Origin of the sequence: Nocardia sp. NPDC049190, assembly GCF_040648115.1 — a bacterium.
GTDB lineage: Bacteria > Actinomycetota > Actinomycetes > Mycobacteriales > Mycobacteriaceae > Nocardia.
On sequence record NZ_JBEZDE010000003.1, the window covers coordinates 262409 to 281222 of the forward strand.

5 protein-coding genes are annotated in these 18814 nt (G+C 68.6%); 3 read left to right on the plus strand and 2 right to left on the minus strand.

Annotated features, from left to right (window positions below):
• Positions 1-182 precede the first annotated feature (182 nt).
• Both AB0B25_RS04900 and AB0B25_RS04905 read right to left on the minus strand, forming a co-directional pair.
• A complete protein-coding gene (locus AB0B25_RS04900) occupies positions 183-665 on the minus strand; it encodes a MarR family winged helix-turn-helix transcriptional regulator (protein WP_357174762.1) in 483 nt (160 codons plus the stop codon).
• A 237-nt stretch (positions 666-902) separates the two neighbouring features.
• On the minus strand, positions 903-2471 hold the full coding sequence (locus AB0B25_RS04905; RefSeq protein ID WP_357174999.1) for an MFS transporter: 1569 nt from the start codon (positions 2469-2471) through the stop codon (positions 903-905).
• Positions 2472-2689: 218 nt separating this feature from the next.
• Here AB0B25_RS04905 and AB0B25_RS04910 point away from each other — a divergent pair, with 218 nt between their 5' ends.
• Genes AB0B25_RS04910 through AB0B25_RS04920 form a run of 3 tightly spaced genes read left to right on the plus strand, consistent with a single transcriptional unit; the run spans position 2690 to position 18767 of the window.
• On the plus strand, positions 2690-12151 hold the full coding sequence (locus AB0B25_RS04910; RefSeq protein WP_357174765.1) for an amino acid adenylation domain-containing protein: 9462 nt from the start codon (positions 2690-2692) through the stop codon (positions 12149-12151).
• Positions 12148-17643 (plus strand): amino acid adenylation domain-containing protein, encoded by a 5496-nt coding sequence (locus tag AB0B25_RS04915; RefSeq protein ID WP_357174768.1) that lies wholly within the window; start codon positions 12148-12150, stop codon positions 17641-17643. Before AB0B25_RS04910 ends, AB0B25_RS04915 begins: the two co-directional genes overlap by 4 nt.
• Positions 17640-18767, plus strand: coding sequence for a saccharopine dehydrogenase NADP-binding domain-containing protein (locus AB0B25_RS04920; protein WP_357174771.1), 1128 nt, complete (start codon positions 17640-17642; stop codon positions 18765-18767). The genes AB0B25_RS04915 and AB0B25_RS04920 overlap by 4 nt, the downstream gene beginning before the upstream one ends.
• The last annotated feature ends 47 nt before the right edge of the window (positions 18768-18814 follow it).

Here is an 18814-nt window from a genome sequence, read left to right on the forward strand (position 1 = left end):
CGGTGCTGGTCGCGGCCATCACGTCGGTGGTGCGAGGAGCCTTGCCGCTCACGGTGCTGCTGTGGTCGCGGTCGTCGTCGGAACCGGCGGCGACGTCGGGCGCGGTGACCGCGGTCCTGCTGAACTGTGGCAGGGTTCCGTTGCTGTGGTGCGAGGGTGCCAGTAGGCCCTGCCGACCGAGCTCAGCGCAGACCTGGTGGGCGTGGCCAGGGATTGTTTTCCCGGTGCTCGACCGATTGGTTGAATCGCGCGACAAGTTTGCTCAGCTGATCGACGTCGGAATCCGTCCAGTCGGAGACCACCATTCCTATGCCATGGCGGCTCTGTGTCCGATCGGACGCCAGGAGTTCCAGCCCCTTGGCGCTGGCGCGGACCTTGCGGGCGATGCCGCCGTCGGGGTCGGGAACCCGGTCGACCAGGTCTTGCTTGAGCATTGCCCCGACCTGGCGATTGATCGTGGAGATGTCGAGTTGCAGCGCTTCGGACAACTCGCGCAGGCTGAGCGGGGAGTCGAGGTCGAGCCGGGTCAGGATCAAAAAGGCCGAGCGGTCGAGCTGGAACCCGGGGCGGCGCTGCAGTGCGGCGGGAAAGTGCCTGGCCAACAGGGACAGCTCGAAGACGAGGCGATTCAGCGCTGGGTTGTCGGCGGGACCGAAATCGGACATGGCCACACTATGTCGTGGATGTCACGCCGAGATCAAACTGTGCACCATACATACGATGTGTACCGTGCATTGATGACTGTTGCGTGGACGGGTCGTCAACTGTCTCCGTGATCGGTGATCGGGTCCGCGTCTTCCGGTGTGGTGACGAGAACGTCGCGTTCGGTGTACCGGTATGGAACGGCCATTACATCGTGGAAATCGGCCGACAGGGCGTAGGGATGGATGCTTCGGCGGCGATCATGGGTTCCCTCTCGTGTCGGTCGGTGTCTGCCCGGTAGCGGGGGTGCTGTCGCGGCGGTCGACGTTGCGCAGGAGCAGCGCCGAGATGATGGCGGCTGCCAGTGCGCCGCAACCGGCAAGGACGAAGATGAGCCGCAGGCCGTGGGTGAACGCGGAGATGGCGAGTTCGGTCTGCGCGGCGCTGGGATAGCGCAGGATGCCCGCGATCACCGCGGCGGCGAAGCGTTCCGCGCCGGCTCCCACCGCCTCCGCGTCGATCTCGGCGCGGACCCGGCTCGACAGCACCACGCCGAACAGGGCGACACCGGCCGCGGTGCCGAGCGGCAGGGCCGTATTCGCCGCACCGGTGGCCATGCCGGCCTTGTCGGGCGGAGCGACATCGACCGCGAGGTTCATCAGGTGCGGCATCGCGAGCCCACAGCCGATGCCGACCGCCACGAGGCACGGCAGAGCCGCCTGCCAGGGACCGGTCCCGTCGATCAGGGTGCCGAGGAACAGGCCGGCGGCGGTGATGATCATCGCCAGCGTCATGGTTCGAGCGACTCCGATGACCCGGGCCAGCGGGGTCCCCACCCCTGCGGCGATCATCAGCGGCACCGCGAGCGCGGTGAGGACGAGCCCGGTTCGGAACGCGGACATCTCGTGGGCGCCGGCCAGCCACAGGATGAGGAACGGGAAGATCCCGAATGTCAACAGCCGCACCACGAAACCGAGCACGATGGCCGCGGCGAAGGTGGGGATGCGGAACAGTCCGAGATCGAGCAGCGCGGTACCGCCCCGCCGCAGTTCGAGCCACACGAAACCCGATCCGGTGGCCACCGCGATGGTGAGGGCGGCGATGACCTTCGGCTGCCCCCATCCGCTGTCCGCTCCGGTCAGTAGCCCATAGTTGGCGGTGAACAACGGAACGACCACCAGGACGGCTCCCACGCGATCTACGGCACCGTCGATCGCCGGAGCTCGTTCGACAGTGGGTACCCGCAGGACCGTGGCGACGATCAGGACGACCCCGATGGGGATATTCACCGCGAAGATCCACTGCCAGGACCCGGCCTGCACCAGCCCGCCGCCGATGAGCGGGCCCAGCGCCGCCGCGGCGGCGCCGGCGGCTATCGCGGCGCCCACCGCCTTTCGTCGCATCTCCTCCGCGGCACCGATGTAGGCGTCCGCGACCAGCGCCAGGCAGGTCCCGAACACCAGTGCGCCGCCGACGCCCTGCACGGCGCGTGCCGCGATCAGGGCCGTGTCCGAGCGTGCCGTCATGCACAACGCCGAGGCCACGGAGAAGACCGCCAGTCCGGCCAGGAACAGGGACCGGCGGCTGTACCTGTCGGACAGGCTGCCGACAGTCAGCAAGAGGGCGGCGAACGCCAGAACGTAGGCATTGACCGTCCACTGGAGGCTGTCGAGCGAAGCGTCGAGATCTGACTGGATCTCCGGAAGCGCGACATTGACGACGGTGACGTCAAGGGTCATCAGAAAGCAGGACAGCGCCGCGACGGCGGTGGTCCACCGTCGGCGAGCACCGTCTGCGAGTGTCGCCGATTCCGTTGTTGCGGTATCGATGTCGCTTCCTCCTTGCGGCCGGTCGACCGTCGCTCGGTCCACGGTGCTCCCACTATAGGCGATAGGTAATGGAAACCATTTGCGTTAACATGACACGCAGAGTCCACCTTGCGCGAGCAGTTCGACCGCCGTCGTCGTCGGTTATCGCGTGAACGCGGCAAGATCCGCCGCCGTGTGCCGCTGTATGTGCGGTGCGGCTGAGAATGGAGACAAGAGATTTGAGTACCGCCCCCCATTCGCTGTCCGCCGAATCCGCCGCTGTTCAACGGTCCGTTAGCGAGGTATTCGACGACTGCGCGCAACGCTGTCCGGATCGGATCGCGCTTCGTACCGTCGCGGTCGGCCTAACCCGGGAATGGACCTATGCGGAGCTGGCCGAGCGGGTCGCAGCGACCAGCAGCGCTTTCGCCGATCTGGAGTCCGGGGCACGGGTCGTGCTGGCCCTGCCGAGTGGGGTCGACTTCGTGGCCGGTTTCCTGGCCGTACTATCGGCCGGGGGACTACCAGTGCCCATCTACCTGCCGTCGCTGAGGTCTCCGCAGCGGTACCTCGCCCGCGCCCGCCATATCCTGCGGGATTGCGAGCCGGCCGCGATGTACACGCTCCCCGAACTGACCGAGGCGGTGGCACAGGAGCCCGGCACCGCGGATATCCCGGTGCGCACCCCTGCCGATCGGGGCGCGGTGGCGCCGCAGGTTTCGCGCCGGCCAGCGGATCCGGCGTTCCTACAGTATTCGTCCGGGTCGACCGGGCGCCCGAAAGGCGTGGTCAACACCCATGCCTCGATCCTGCGCCAAGTGGGGATCGCTACCACGATGTGGCGCAGCCCGGACCCCGTCCACACAGTGAGCTGGCTGCCGCTCTACCACGATATGGGTATGTTCTGGGGGGTTCTCGTACCGTTGCTCACCGGTGGCTGCGCGACCCTCATCGCACCGCACGATTTCGTGCGCGATCCGCGGATCTGGTTGGAAACCGTGTCCGCCGTTCGTGGAAACTGGATCGCCGGACCGGATCTCGGCTACCGCCGATGCGTCCAGGCATTCGACGCCGAGGCCGTCGCCGCGCTCGATCTGAGTTGCCTGCGGATCGCGACCAATGGCGCGGAACCGATCCACCCGGACAGCGTGCGCGAGTTCACCGAACATTTCGCCCCGGCCGGACTCGGCGCGCGGGTCCTCGCACCGCAATACGGGCTCGCCGAGGCGGGCCTCGGGGTGAGCGGTAGCCTGCGCCCGCGCCGCCCGCGACAGGCCGATTTCGACGCCGCGGAGTTGGAGCGGGGCCGGGCAGTGGTGGTCACCGGTGCGACCGCCGCCCGCGTCCGTACGCTGGTCGGCTGCGGTGATTCCGCCCTGGGCTGGGATTTGCGCATCGTCGATCCGGACAGTGGAGAGGTCCTGCCGGACGGTCGGGTCGGGGAGATCTGGGTCGGTGGACCCGGTCTACCGCAAGGGTATTGGCGCCGACCGGAGGACACCGAGGCGGTATTCCGGGCGGTGACCGCCGATGGCAGCGGGCCGTTTCTCCGGACCGGCGACGCGGGGACGCGTCGGGACGGCGAACTGTATATCTGCGGACGCTACCGAGATCTGCTCGTGATCGGTGGTAGGAACCATTTCCCGAACGATCTCGAGGCCACCGCCGAGAACGCCGAATGTGGTGTCGACCGCGGCGGCGCGTGCGCTGTGCAGCCGGACTTCGGGGATCAGTCGTGGACGCTCGTTGCCGAAACCGACCGGAGCGCGGACGATCTGGACGATCTGGCCCGGATTCTCCGCCGCCGGATACTCGCCGAACACGAGACCACCCCCGATCGCATCGTCTGGGTGCGGCCCCGGACGCTACCGCTGACCACATCGGGCAAGATCCGGCGCCACGAGGTCGCAGACCGGCTGGCGGCGGGAACGCTGCCGGTTCTGTACGAGTCCGGCGCGGCGGCCGATGACGGGGCGCGTCGGGACGAGTTGACCAACTATGTGGCCGGCCTGCTCGGTGTGCATCCGGACCGGCTGGACGCCGAGGCCGATCTGGTGGAATGCGGCTTGACCTCGATGCTGACCGCGGATGTCATGACCTGGGCCGCGGCCAGGGGGAGCAGACCGGCCTTCGCCGACCTCTATCGGACGCCGACCCTGGCCGCCTGGCGGACACTGCTCGAGCGCACGACCGTGCCGGACGGGACCTTCCGGCCGCCGAACCCCGCGCGATCGATACCCACCACCCCCTTACAGCGGGCGTACTGGATCGGCCGGGACTCGCGTCAGCCGCTCGGCGGAGTGGGATGCCAGACCTATCTCGAATTCGCCGAGGCGCGGCTCGATCCCGAACGGCTGCGGGCGGCGGTGACAACGCTGACACAGCGACATCCGATGCTGCGCAGCAGATTTCCCAGCGCCGAGCACTACATCATCGAACCCTGCGCGGCAGCACCGGTGCCGATACCCGTCCACACTGTCGGCGCCGCGGATACGCACCGACATCTCGAGCAGGTGCGCGCCCGGTTGCGTAACCGCCGGTTCGATCCGGTCGCGGGCGACAACTGGGCCGTGGAGTTGACGGTCACCCCGGATACCTCGGTCCTGCATCTGGCCGTCGATCTGATAATCGCCGATATCACCGGCATCGGCGTCCTGGTCCGTGATCTCGCCGCCCTGTATCGCGGGGCGGAGCTGCCCGAGATCGACGACGGGTTCACCGTATCCGCCCCGCCCGAAGAGGGCATTGCCGCACCGGCATCCGGGATCCCCACGGTCGCCGACGCCGCGACCGATTCCGGGAAGTCGGTGAGCGGTGGAGAGAGTTCGGCGGATGCCTCCCTGCCGGAACCTCCGCAGCTTCCGCGGGCCGCCGAACAGGCGATCGAATTCCGGCGCCGACGCCACACGCTGTCGCCCGCCCTGGTCGCGGCGCTGGACCGGTCCTGCCGGACGGCCGGTGTCACCCGGGCCGCGCTGTTGCTGGCCTGCTATGACCTCGTCCTGCAACGGTGGTCGACCCGTCCGACATTCCTCGTCACGGTGACGATGTCCGGCCGGACCCCGGAAACCGCGCAGACGGTCGGTGATTTCACCGCGGCCCGGCTGCACCGGTGTACGGCCGCCCCGGGCAAATCGTGGACCGACCTGATCCGCGATACCCAGCGCGCACTGCGGGCGGAACTGGACAATCCCGACGCGAGCGCGGTCCTGCGCGCGGAAAGCGCCCGCGGAGGTGGGCATTCGGGGCTGTCGCCGATTGTGTTCACCTACGCCGCGGATATCCCGCTGCTCGACGAACCGACCACCGCGACCCTCGGTGCGGTCCGGGAAGTGACGTCGATGACACCGCAGGTGTTGATCGACAACCAGATCTGCACCATCGGATCGGAGCTGATGGTTTCCTGGGATCACCGGTCCGGATGTTTCCCGCCCGGGGTGGTCGACGATATGTTCGACACCTACACCGGTCTGCTGGAATGGCTGACCAGCGGCGACTGGGACGAACCGGCACTGGTCGACCTCCCCGCACATTCGCGCCGTATCCGGGCCCGGCGCAACGCCACCGAGGCCCCGCTTCCGGACGGCCTGCTGTATGACGGGTTCCGGCGACGGGCACTCACCGAGCCCGACCGGGTCGCGGTGCGCTGGCAGCCGGACGAGTACGACGGTGACGAGGTGGTGGCGGCGCTGGTCGGACCGCGCGCTGGACTCGACTACGGCGAGCTGGACCGCCACGCCCGTGCCGTCGCCGCGACGGTGAGCGCAAATCACGCGCCGGGCTCGGTGGTGGCCGTTCAGCTGCCGAAGGGGCCGGCCCAGATCGTCGCGGTCCTCGGCGTCCTCATGGCCGGCTGCACCTATCTGCCGATCTCGGTGGACCAACCGGCCGAGAGATTGGCGCGAATCCGACAGCGATCGGGGATGCGCGCGCTGATCCGGGCGCGAGCCGACGCCGGGAATACCGGCACCGACGGCGTGGCCCGGTACGCGCTCACCGAGATGCTCGGCCAGACACCTGGCGAACCGATACCCGTGGACCCGGCGCAACCTGCCTATATCGTCTACACCTCCGGCTCCACCGGCGAACCGAAGGGTGTGGTGGTCTCGCACACCGCCGCGCTGAACACCGTGCTGGATGTTAACCGCCGCAACGGTATCGACCACACCGATACGGTGCTCGCAGTCTCCGCACTCGACTTCGACCTCAGTGTCTACGACATCTTCGGCCTGCTCGAATGCGGTGCGGCGATCGTCACCATTTCCGAGGATGCCCGCCGCGACGCCTTCCGCTGGCGTGATCTGGTGCGCTCCTTCGGGATCACGGTGTGGAACTCGGTGCCGGGACTGATGGAGATGCTGCTCATCGCCGCCCGATCGGACGCCGCGGCGCTGTCGAGTTTGCGGCGGGTGTTGTTGTCCGGCGATTGGATTCCGTTGGTCCTGCCGGGCCGGCTGGCCGAACTCGTGCCGGGATCGCGGCTGGTGGCCATGGGCGGCGCCACCGAGGCGGCGATCTGGTCCAACGAGTACGTGGTGGATTCGGTCGACCCCGAGTGGCCGTCGGTGCCCTACGGGACGCCGCTGACCAACCAGATGTATCGGGTGGTCGGCGAGGACGACCGTGATCAGCCCGATCAGGTGCCGGGCGAACTGTGGATCGGCGGTGCGGGTGTCGCGTTGGGCTATCACAACGCTCCCGAGCTCAGCGCCGCCCGGTTCCTCGTCGACGACAACGGAATTCGCTGGTATCGCACCGGAGATCTGGGCTGCTATCGGCCCGACGGCATCCTGCAGTTCCTCGGCCGGATCGACGCCCAGGTCAAGATCCGCGGACATCGGGTGGAATGCGGAGAGGTGGAGCATATATTGCGCGCGCACTCGGTGGTCGAGGACGCGGTGGTGGTGCCTATCGGCGGCAATTCCGCCCTGGGCGGGGTCGTTGTACTCGCCGGCGCCGCCGATCTTCCCGACGACGAACTGCGGACCCATCTGGCGCAGCGGCTACCCGGCTATATGGTGCCGAGAACGTTCGTCCGTGCCGATGCCGTGCCACGCAGCGCGAACGGCAAAGTGGATCGCCGGGCTGCGGCCGGCCTGATCGAATTACAGCAGTCGGCGGACGATACCGCGCCGGCGGGGCGGCTGTCGATGGTCGAAGAAGTGGTCGCCGCGGCATGGGCCGAGGCATTGGATGTACCGGTCCGGACGCTGACACCGACCGCCAATTTCTTCGCCTTCGGCGGCGACAGCCTGCGCGCCACCGAGGTATGCCGGCGTCTGGAACAGCGCGGTATGCGCGGAGCGCAGGTGGAGGCGCTGCTCGGGCGACAGACATTGCGCGATTTCGCCGCCGTGTGCGTTCCGGGGGTGGGTGCCGACCGAGCTGCCTCGACGCACTCGGCACCGACGACGCCCTTTCCGCTCACCCGTCTCCAACAGGGCTATGTGCTCGGCGCCGGCGGACTGAACGGAGTGGTGCGGGCGCCGACGGCGTACGCGATCGTGCTCGCCGGATCCGCGCCGATCGACACCGCTCGGCTGGCGCGCGTGATCGGCGACTGTACGGCCGAATTCGCGGTGCTGCGATGTCGTCTCGACTCGGATGTCGCCCAGCTCGTCCGAGGCGAGACCGATCCGACGCCGGTGCATATCCTCGACGGTCTGGACGACGACCCGGACGAGCTGATGTACCACCTCGGCGGCGTCGACCTCGACTTGCGCACCGATCCCGTGGTGCAGTGTTTCGCGTCGGCGGCGACACCGAAACACATCGGGCTACTGGTCAATTACCTCGCCCTGGACGCTCGCAGTATCGCCACGGTGGTGCAGACGATCCTCGCCGACTACGATGCCGTCGCCCGGCCCGTCGCGGTCGACGGTGGTGCCGACGTCTTCCGCACCTACGCGGAAACCGGAGTGGACGCCAACGCCGTGCCCTTGACCCCCGTGGCCCCGCCGGAACTGCCCCTGGCGCGCGACTGCGGCGAGGGATCGGACACTGCGTGGCCCGCCCGCTTCGTGCGCCGCGACTTCACGCTGAATTCCGAGGAATACCAGCGTCTTCGGCGGCGGGCTGCCGATGGCCGGGTGACGCCGAACGCTCTGATCCTCGAGGCGTTCGCGCACGCCCTGTACTCGATCGGCAGGGGCGAGCGGTTCGCCGTGTCGATTCCACGCACTCACCGGCCGTCCTACGCTCCGCGCGACCGGGAGATCCTGGGCAATTTCACCCGTCTGTTCCTGTGCGATATCGACTTTGCGACGCATCGTCCCGGTTCGGCGGCCGCGGTGGGGCAAATCCAGGACAGGTTGCGTGCCATCGTGAGCGCCGAGGGCGACGGCACCGGGGGTATCGCCGCGGCGAGGTCGCGGCACCGGGACGGGTACCCGGTGGTTTTCACCAGCACATTGGGTTTCGGGGCCCGGCAAAGCTATTCGCTGCGCGGTGTCGCGAGTCTGACCAGAACGCCGGGCGTCCTGCTGGACTGTCAGGTCGAAGACCACGAAGGCGGGATCCGGATCGGCTGGGATATCCCCGACGACACGCTGGCGCCGACGCCGACGGCCGTGGCCTTCGCCGCGTTCGAGCGGTATGTGCGCGCATTCCTGGAAGCAGCGCCCATCGCGCCGAACCCGGTCCCCACGTGGCCGCGCACCGCGCCCGGCGCTCGCGACACCGAGTCCGGCCACGTGACGTCGCAAGGTTCCAGCGCATCCACTATCGATGGCGGCATCGCCAGAGTGGGCGTGGCAGACGGTGACCCGCGGAATTTGGCCGGGCCCTCCGTCGGGAGCCCGGTAACCGCCGCCAGCGGATCGGAGGGTAGTCGGCCCGGTGATCTCTGGCCGTCGGCCGTGATCACCGCCGCGCTGCGTCACCTGAGCGCGGAGGGGAACACGGACGTTCTGGCGGAGTACCGGCCGTTGGTCGACCGCTGGTGGACCGTATCGAGAGCGGGGGAACCCGATGAGTCGGCGCTGCGCGCGGGACACCGGCTGGCCGCCATCGTCACCGGAGCGATATCAGCGCACGCAGTGCTCGGCGATCCGGAGCTCTCACCCGAAGAGTTGCTGCTGCGGCGGCCGGAGGTATCGGCCGGGATCGCCGAACTGGTGGACCGGGTGTACGCGCACGCGCGCGCCCTGGGCCGGCGGGTACGGGTCGTCGAATTGGGTTCGCGCACCGGGGTCGTCGCCGCTCGGATGTTCGCCGAACTCGCCCCTGTGCTCGACTCGTACACGGCGGTGGAACCGAACCCCGTCCTGCGGGCCATGGCCACCGAACGCACGGCGGCGACCTCGATCGCGCATCGCACGCCCGCCGAGGCGTGGACCGGGGAGCCGTTCGATATCGTGCTGTGCTTCGGCTCGCTACATCGGACACCCGAGGCGGGCCGGCTGGTCCGCGACATTCCGGCACACCCGCGCGGGTGGCTGTGGCTGGCCGAGCACCAGCAGTTCACCGCCGCGTCGCTGATCAGCGCGGCCGTCATCGATCCCGGAATGGTTGCCGATGAACCGGTACCGGCCGATCGGTGGTGGCGCTTCCTCGTCGAGCACGGGTGGACCCCGACGCGGATGACCGCCACCGGCCCCGGGGTCACTATCCTCGCCCGGCCGGAGAACATCGAGGACGACTTGACCGGAACCGTCTCGCCAGCTGAGCCCGAACCGGCCTCGCTCACACGTCGGGAGACCGGAGAGGTGTCAGGGCGTATTCCGGACGAGCCGATCGACGACGCCGCCGTTGTCCTGCTGACCGAACTCTGGCAGCGATATCTGGGGGTGCGGCCGGGTCTCGAGGACGACTTCTTTTTGCTCGGCGGGGACAGCCTCGCCGCCACTCGGATCTACACGCAGCTTCGGGCAGCCGGATACGAGCGTCTCGCCATGGTCGACCTGTTCAACCATCCGGTGCTTGGCGATCTGGCAGGCAGGCTGGGCACGCCGAATACAACCGCGGCACAGCCGAATACCGCACGATACGACAATCCAGAGGTGATCGGCGCGCCGGCGCGATACACCCTCACCCCGGTTCAGCGCGCCTATGCCGCTGGTCGCCGCCGCGGATACTTGCTCAGCGGGGTCGCCGCGTATTGCTATTTCGAATTCGCTGCGGCCGATCTGGACCTGCCGCGGTTTCGTGCTGCGGTGACCGAGTTGGTGCGCCGTCATCCAGGCCTGCGCACCACCGTGCACGATGGCTCGGCGACCGTGCATCCGCGACCCCTCGAACCGGTGGTCCGCGTGCTCGACGACCTGCGCGCCGCCATGCGCGACCAGGTGATCGACCTGTCCACGCGTCCCGGAATCGATATCGGCGTCCAGTTCCCGGCGGCGGGCGAGCGCACGCTGATCGGGATCGGCATGGACAACCTGCTGCTGGACGGCGCCAGCATGATGACCGCGCTCGCCGAACTCGACCACCTCTACCGCGGCCGACCCGTTACCGAGTTGCCACCGATCCCGGTGACATTCGCCCACTATGTGCGGACCCATCCCGTCCTCGACGGCGATGTTGACGAGACGGCCTTGCCGGAACTCGCCGCGGCCCGGGACTACTGGCGGTCCCGGCTGGCGATCCTGCCCACCGCGCCACCGCTGGTCTCCCCGACGGTTCTCACGGAGATCGAACGACCAGCGTTCGCCCGAGCCACCGCCGCCATCGAGCGCGAGGTGTGGCAGCGGATCATCGCGCGCTGCCGCGCCGACGGCGTGACGGTCGCCGCGCTGCTGCTGGCCGGATATGCCCGCACCCTGGCCCGCTGGTCGCGCACTACGCATTTCTGCGTGAACGTGACCATGTTCGACCGTGATCCGTCGATCGCCGGCGTGGAACATGTCATCGGCGATTTCACCTCGCTGGTCCTGCTCGAATGCCGGGTCGAACCGGGGGCCGGTATCGGGGAACAGGCGCGCGCTGTCCAGGCGCAACTGATGACGGATCTGGCGCATCGCGCCGCCGACGCGGTGTGGTTGCAGCGGGAACTGCTCGCCCAGCACGGCACACCCGGCGCGGCCATGTTCCCGGTGGTCTTCACCAGTGGGCTCGGGCTGCGTGAGATCGACACCGGCGGTGGGCTCGCATTCGGCGAACAGGTCTACGCGGTCTCGCAGACCCCGCAGACCTTGCTCGATTTCCAGGTATGGGAGGACGGCGGCGGACTGAACCTGTCATGGGATTTCGTCACCCAGGCGATCGCTCCGGAACTCGCCGACGAGCATCTGGCAGGTCTGGTATCCGATCTCGTCGCGGGCGCGACAGGGGTGCACGACACGACCACATGGTCGCAGCACCTCGACGCCGGTACTCCGGTCGTCGACGCCACACCGGTCCCGGTCCCGGATACGGACCCGGCCGCGCGGTCGTCGCGCTCCGAGACCGGGACATCGGTCGTCGACGCGACATCGCCGCCGGTCGCGATGTCGGAGGCGGAACTGTGCGTACGGATCACCGAGATCTGCGCATCGGTGTTGGGCAGCCCTCGGGTGGACGCCGACACGAACTTCTTTCGAGCGGGCGGCGATTCGGTGACCGCCACCGCCGTCGTCGATCGGATCCAGTGCGAGGTCGCGCCCGCGGCGACGCTGCGGATGCTGCTCGCCCATCCGGTGCTCGCCGACTTCGCCGCGGCGATCGTTCGCGCGACGGCCGCCGCTCCCACCACCGAAGACGATGTCGAGGAAGGCATACTGTGAGGCCCGAAGAACTACTCCGTCGGCTGCGCGACGCGGGCGTCGAACTCTGGATCGATGAACCCGGACTACGGTTCCGGGCACCGCGCGGCGCCCTTACCCCGGAGCTGAAGACCGCTCTGGCCGCAGCCAAATCCGAGATCATGACGTTGCTCGCGGCCGCGGATACGCTGATCCGCGAACCGGAGCACCGGTACGAGCCGTTTCCGCTCACCGAGGTACAGGCGTCGTACCTGCTGGGCCGCACGCGCGCGTTCCGCTGGGGCGGAGTGGGATGCCACGGCTACGCCGAATTCGCGGTGCGCCCGCAGCGGGGGACACGGTCCCCGGACGCACAGCGTTTCCGGGACGCATGGCGGAAGGTGATCGCCCGGCACGAGATGCTGCGCTGCGTCGTGTATCCCGACGGATACCAGCGCATCGCACCCCTCGGTGATGCTCCCATGCCCCCGGGCTTGACGGTCCACACCTGCGCCACCGCCGCCGAGATGACCGAACTGCGGACAGATATCGGCCGGACCCTGGCGCACCGCGGGTACGAGCCCGGTATCGGTCCGATGTTCGATCTGGTGGTGACCCTCGGCCCCGAGGACACCGTGGTGCACTTCTCCATCGACCTGCTCATCGCCGATTTCGTCGGCATCGCGGTGGTCGTGCGCGATCTCGAACGCTGTCTGCGCGACCCCGATATCGACTTGCCCCCTGTCGAATTCGGCTTCCGAGACTATGTGCTCAACCTCACCCGCGCGACCCACGCTCCGGCCGAACGCGCCCGCCGCGATCGGGATCGGCAGTACTGGTTCTCCCGCCTTGACACCCTGCCGCCGGCGATCGGTATGCCGCTGCTCCCGGACGCGGATTCGGCGCCTGCCCGGTTCGCCCGCCGGTCCTTGCGACTGTCGACCGACGAATGGTCGGCATTCACCCGCGCCGCTGCCGAGCACGGCGTGACCCCGACCGCGGCCCTGCTGACGGCGTTCGGTCGAGTACTCGGCCGCTACGGTGACCGCGACCATTTCCTGCTGACCCTGACTACGATGAACCGTCGCCGGATCACCGAGGCCGTGGACGAACTCGTCGGCGATTTCACCGGTACCAGCCTGCTCGAGGTCGACGTTCGGGGCGAGGTGCCGTTCGCCGCGTTGGCCGCCCGCGTGGGTGAGCGGTTGTTCGACGATATGGACCATGCCCGGGTGAGCGGGGTGGAGGTCCTCCGCGAACTGGCCCGCCGGGACGACAACCGCGGCCAACAATCACCGGTGGTGTTCACCTCCACCCTCGGCGCCGCCGCTCGGGACGGCGGCGAGGCGCTACTGGTGCCGGTCTCCGGACGTGGGCTCAGCCAGACCCCGCAGGTGCTGCTCGACTGTCAGGTCACCGAAACCGTCGCCGGCGTGGATGTGAACTGGGATACCCGTGCGGGAGCGATCCCGGATGCGGTGCTGGATCGCGCCTTCGCCGATTTCGACACGATTCTGCGCGTGCTGTCGTCCGACACCGCTGCCTGGGAACGGCAACTGCTACCACCGGTACCGCCCCCGTTGACATCGGTCGGACCACTCTCGACCGATCTGCTGCACAGCGGTTTCCTCCGGAACGCCGCCGAGCGGCCGGAGGCGGTCGCGATCCGGCGCGGTGACCGCGCGATCACCTACGCGGAACTGCTCGCAGCGGCCACGGCGGTCGCCGCGGAGCTGAGCGCGAGCGGTGTCGGTCCGCGCGACCTGGTCGGGGTACGGCTGGAGGCCGGGCCCGAGCAGATCGCCGCCCTGTTCGGAACGCTGTTGGCCGGCGCGGGATATGTGCCGCTGGACGTTCGCTGGCCCGATGCCCGAGTCGCGCAGATCGTGCAGCAGTGCGGTTCGGCGGTGCGCATCGAACCCGACGGCGCGATCGCCGCCTTGCTGTCCGATCCCGCTACCTGGGCCCCGCCCACATCGGAAGTCGTCGCCGCGCAGGCGCGTCGGAAACAGGCCGGTCCGATGGACACCGCCTACGTGATCTTCACCTCGGGCACCACCGGAAGGCCGAAGGGGGTGGTGATATCGCATGCGGCGGCGGTCAATACGATCGACGACCTCGAGCAGCGGTTCGGCGTCACCGCCGCCGATTCGGTACTGGCGGTTTCCCAGCACACCTTCGATCTGTCCGTCTATAACGTCTTCGGCCTACTCGCCGCGGGCGGCTGCGTCGTTGTCCCGGAAGGGGATGAGCGCGCCGATCCGCAGTCTTGGCTGGATGCCGTGATCACCCACGGTGTCACCGTGTGGAATTCGGTGCCCGCGCAGCTCCAACTGCTGTTGGACCACATGCGGGATCTGGGCAGGGAGCGCGGATTGTCGGACCTGCGCCTGATCATGCTGTCCGGTGACTGGATTCCCGTCGGACAACCCGTACAGATCGCGGCGGCAGCGCCGAACGCGCGGGCCTACAGCCTGGGTGGCGCCACCGAGGCGGCCATCTGGTCGATCCTGCATCCCCTCGACGCGAGAACCTATCTTCGGAGCGTGCCGTACGGCACGGCGATGCGCAATCAGAGTGTCCGGGTGCTGACGCATCGCGGTGAGCTCGCCGTGCCCTGGCAGATCGGTGAGATCACGATCGGGGGCGCGGGCTTGGCCACGGGCTATCTCGGCGACTCGGAACGCACCGCCCAGGCATTCATCACCCATCCGGTGAGCCAGGAGCGGCTGTACCGCACGGGCGACTACGGGCGCACCGACGAGGCCGGCGTCATCGAACTCATGGGCCGCCGCGACAACCAGATCAAGATCCGTGGCCACCGGATCGAACTCGCCGATATCGAATCCGCCCTCGACCGGCTCGACGGTGTCGCGGCGGCGGTGGCCTGCGTGGTGGGCGACCGGGACCGCCCCACCCTCACCGCGGTGGTGACCCCCGCGCCGGCCGACGCCACCGAACTCGCGCGGCGGCGGGTGATCGAGGACGCGGTGGCGGAAACCGCCGCGATCGCCCACCGGTCGCTCACCGCCGACCTGCCCACGGAGGGACTCGTCGCGTTCGCCGCCGCCGCGAAAACGGCGGCGCTGCACAGTATGACGGCCGCCCTGGCACCGGCCCTGCCACCCGGGCAGCGGTCGAGTTTCGACGAACTCGCCCGCGATCTGAAGGTGTCCGACGATCTGCACCGGCTGCTGCGCCGGTGGATCGCGGTACTGGTCGACGAAGGAATGGCCCGCCGCGGCGGTGACGGTATCGAACTGCTCGAACACCACGACCTGGACCGGTGTGTCGGTGAGTGGGCGCACGTGCGGGAACTGGCGGCGAATATCGGCTACGGCGACGAACTCATCGCCTATGTCGGCCGGTGCATCGCGGAACTGCCCCGGCTGCTCACCGGCGCTGCCGATCCGCTGACCCTGCTGTTCCCCGCGGGCAGTACCGATATCGCCACCGCCGCCTACCGCGACAACCTGCTCAGTCGATACGCCAACGGCATGGTGGTGGCGCAGGTCGTCGAATACGTGCGTCACCATGTCGGTGATCAGCCGCTGCGCATCCTGGAAGTGGGCGCCGGGGTGGGTGGTACCAGCGCGGAGCTGGTGCCCGCGTTGCGTGGGCTCCCGGTGCGGTACACGTTCTCCGATGTCTCGCAGTTCTTCCAGAACGCTGGCCGCGAACTGCTCGCCGACCACGATTTCGTCGATTACCGGTTGTTCGACCTGAACACCGACCCCGCCCGTCAGGGTTTGTTCGATTCCTCGTTCGACCTCATCGTCTGTGCGAATGTTCTGCACAACGCCGAACACATCGAGGAATGCCTTGCTCGGCTCGACCGGTTGCTGCTGCCCGGCGGCGCACTGGTTTTCCTCGACTCCACCGGAGTCAACCATCCGCTGATGATCTCCATGGAATTCAAGGACGGCCTGGGCGGTCACCGTGACCTGCGCGCCGACGGCGACTCGCCCTTCCTCACCTTCGATCAGTGGGGGCAGGTCCTCGAGCGCTCCCCCTTCGGCGCGATCCATGCCTTCCCGCCGCGCGGTCACAGCCTGGAGCCCTTCGGACAACATGTGTTCTGGTGCGCGAAACAGGCGCCGACGCGGGCACTTCGACCGGCCGGACTGCTCACGGCCGTGCGGGAGTTGCTGCCGTCCGCTATGCTGCCGCAGCAGCTCCGCGTCGTTTCCGCCCTGCCGCTGACCGGCAACGGCAAGATCGATCGGGCGCGCGTTCGCGAGGATATGGAGCGTTTCGTCACCGCCGTCCGCGCCGACGCCGCCACGACGTCCGATGGCGGCGAACTCACCGCGGTGCAGACCCGGATCGCCGAGATCTGGGCTTCGGTACTCGGACTCACCGATGTCGGTGCGCTGTCGCCCCGCTCCGATTTCTTCGACCTCGGCGGCGATTCGCTGCTGCTCGCGCAGAGTATCGGGCGGATCAGGCAGGAGATCGAGAGCGCGGCCGACCGTACCTGGGACGAACTGCTACGGGCGATGGTCACCGACCCGACCTTGGCCGGTGCCGAACGCGCCGTGTGTGGTTCGGACGGCTCGCGGGTGGGTGTCGACAACGAGACGGCAGCGACCTCGGTATCGCCGTTGGTGCGAATCGGCGCCGGGTCGGTGACCGACGGAGCGAACCGTCCCATTGTCGTGTTGGTGCACGACGGCAGTGGTGGCCTGGCGCCGTACGCGGAACTGATCGACGCGCTGACGCGGACGCAGACGACACCCGACCTGTATGGCGTGCGGCGTATTCCCGGCGACGACTACGCGCGGATACCGCCGCAGGACCTGTTCACCACGCTCGCGGTCGGCTACGGACGCGCCATCGCCGAGATCGCCCCCGCCCGGGTCCATCTCGTCGGCTACTGCATGGGCGCACTGCTGGCCACCGAGATCGCCAGATATCTCGAGGAAGCCGGCATCCCGGTGGGCGGGGTGACCGCCATCAGCTCCTACCGCGTTCCCGTCGAGATCGACGACGAGGACGTGCTCGACTACTGCTTCGCCCAGATCATGGGCGTGCGCGCCGCCGAACTCGGGTTGGTATCCGCCGACGCGGACTTCGTCGACGCCTTCGCCCGCGCCCGCGCCGACCATCCGCGGGTCATCCCGGCGGGAACATTGCGTCGGATCAGCCCACCCCTGGCCCGCGACCTGGCCACCGCACCGGAACCCGGGGCGCCGCGCTTGCGGCTGCTGGCGGAATCCGGTGTCCTGGGCCGGGACTGGTCGGCGGAATCGCTCGCAGAACTGCGTTCGGTCTTCGCGCACAGTATCCGCGCCGTCGCGCGCGGAGCCCGCGAACCGTTCCTCGGTGATGTGCATTTCTTGCGGCAACGCGGCGATATCCACTTCCTGCCGACCCTCAAGGAGGATATGACCGACTTCTGGCGCGAGCACTGCCTGGGCGAACTCACCATCACCGATATCGACGGCAACCATTTCGACTGCCTTACCGGTGCGAACGCCGTCGCGGTGGCGCGGGTGCTCGCCGCGTCCTGGCAGGAGGTGGCTGGTCGATGACCCGGGTATTGCTGGTGGGAGCTACGGGGGCCGTCGGGCGTGCCTGCCTTGCCGCGCTTGCCGCCGACTCACGGTTGGCGATCACCGTGGCCGGACGTGATCCTCGGCGGGTGGTCGAGTTCTGCGCCGGAACCTCCGCACGACCCGCGCCGCAACAGATCGATCTCGCGGCCCTCGCCGCCGGACACGACCCGGGCATGACCGAACTCGTCCGGACCGCCGACGTGGTCGTCAACTGCGCGGGTCCCTCCCACCGCTACAGCGTCGCTCTCGCCGAGATCGCGCTGCGCGGCCACAGCGCCTACGTGGATCCCGGTCTGGACGAGCCGCAGAGGCAACGGTTGCGGCGTATCGCCCCGCCGGATGGTGTCGCGTTGGTTCAGGCCGGGATCCAGCCGGGGTTGTCCGGGCTGGCGCTGCGCATCGTCGCCGACCGTCTCGGCGGACGAGCCGACGCCCTCATCGCCTGGTGTGGTGGGCTGCAACCACTCACCCGGGCCGCGGTCGACGAATACCTCGACAGCATCACCGTCGGGAGCGGGGGAGCATCCACGGTCCGGCGAGCCGGCGGGCGTGTTCGGGTCCGGCCACACGAGGTGTCGCCCGCACCCGCGCCGTGGTTCCCGGATACGGCGCGATCGCACGCTCACCTGGACGTCGAAACCGAAGACCTCGCCGACGCCGTGGGAGCTCACGACGTGGAATGGGTCAACGTCACCGACGGCGAACGCACCGTTCGCGCCATCCAGGACCTTCAGATCTCGGTGTCCGGCGAACCGCCGTCCGAAACATCCGTCGACGCCGTGCTCGCGGCGGCGGAACTGGATCTGTTCGGCCGCGACCCGTATTTCACCCTGCTCGCGACCGCGCGGTCGAGTGGGAAGGCGGCGACCTTCCTGCTGCGTACTCGCGACAGCTATGCCGTCACCGGCGCCATCGCCGCGTGGGCCACCCGTGTGGTCACCACGTTGCCCGCCGGTATCCATCCGCTCCGGTCGATACCGGACCCGCGGGCCCTGTCGGACGACCTCGCCGGGCTCGCCGGAACCGAGGTGCGTGTCCTCGACGGTGCCGGGGGTGCGGTGACCGGCCACCGAGACCTCGTCGAGGAGGGGGTGCTGTGACAACCGCTGTCCGCTCGCCGCATTCGCCGCTCGGCGCGGCATCAGGT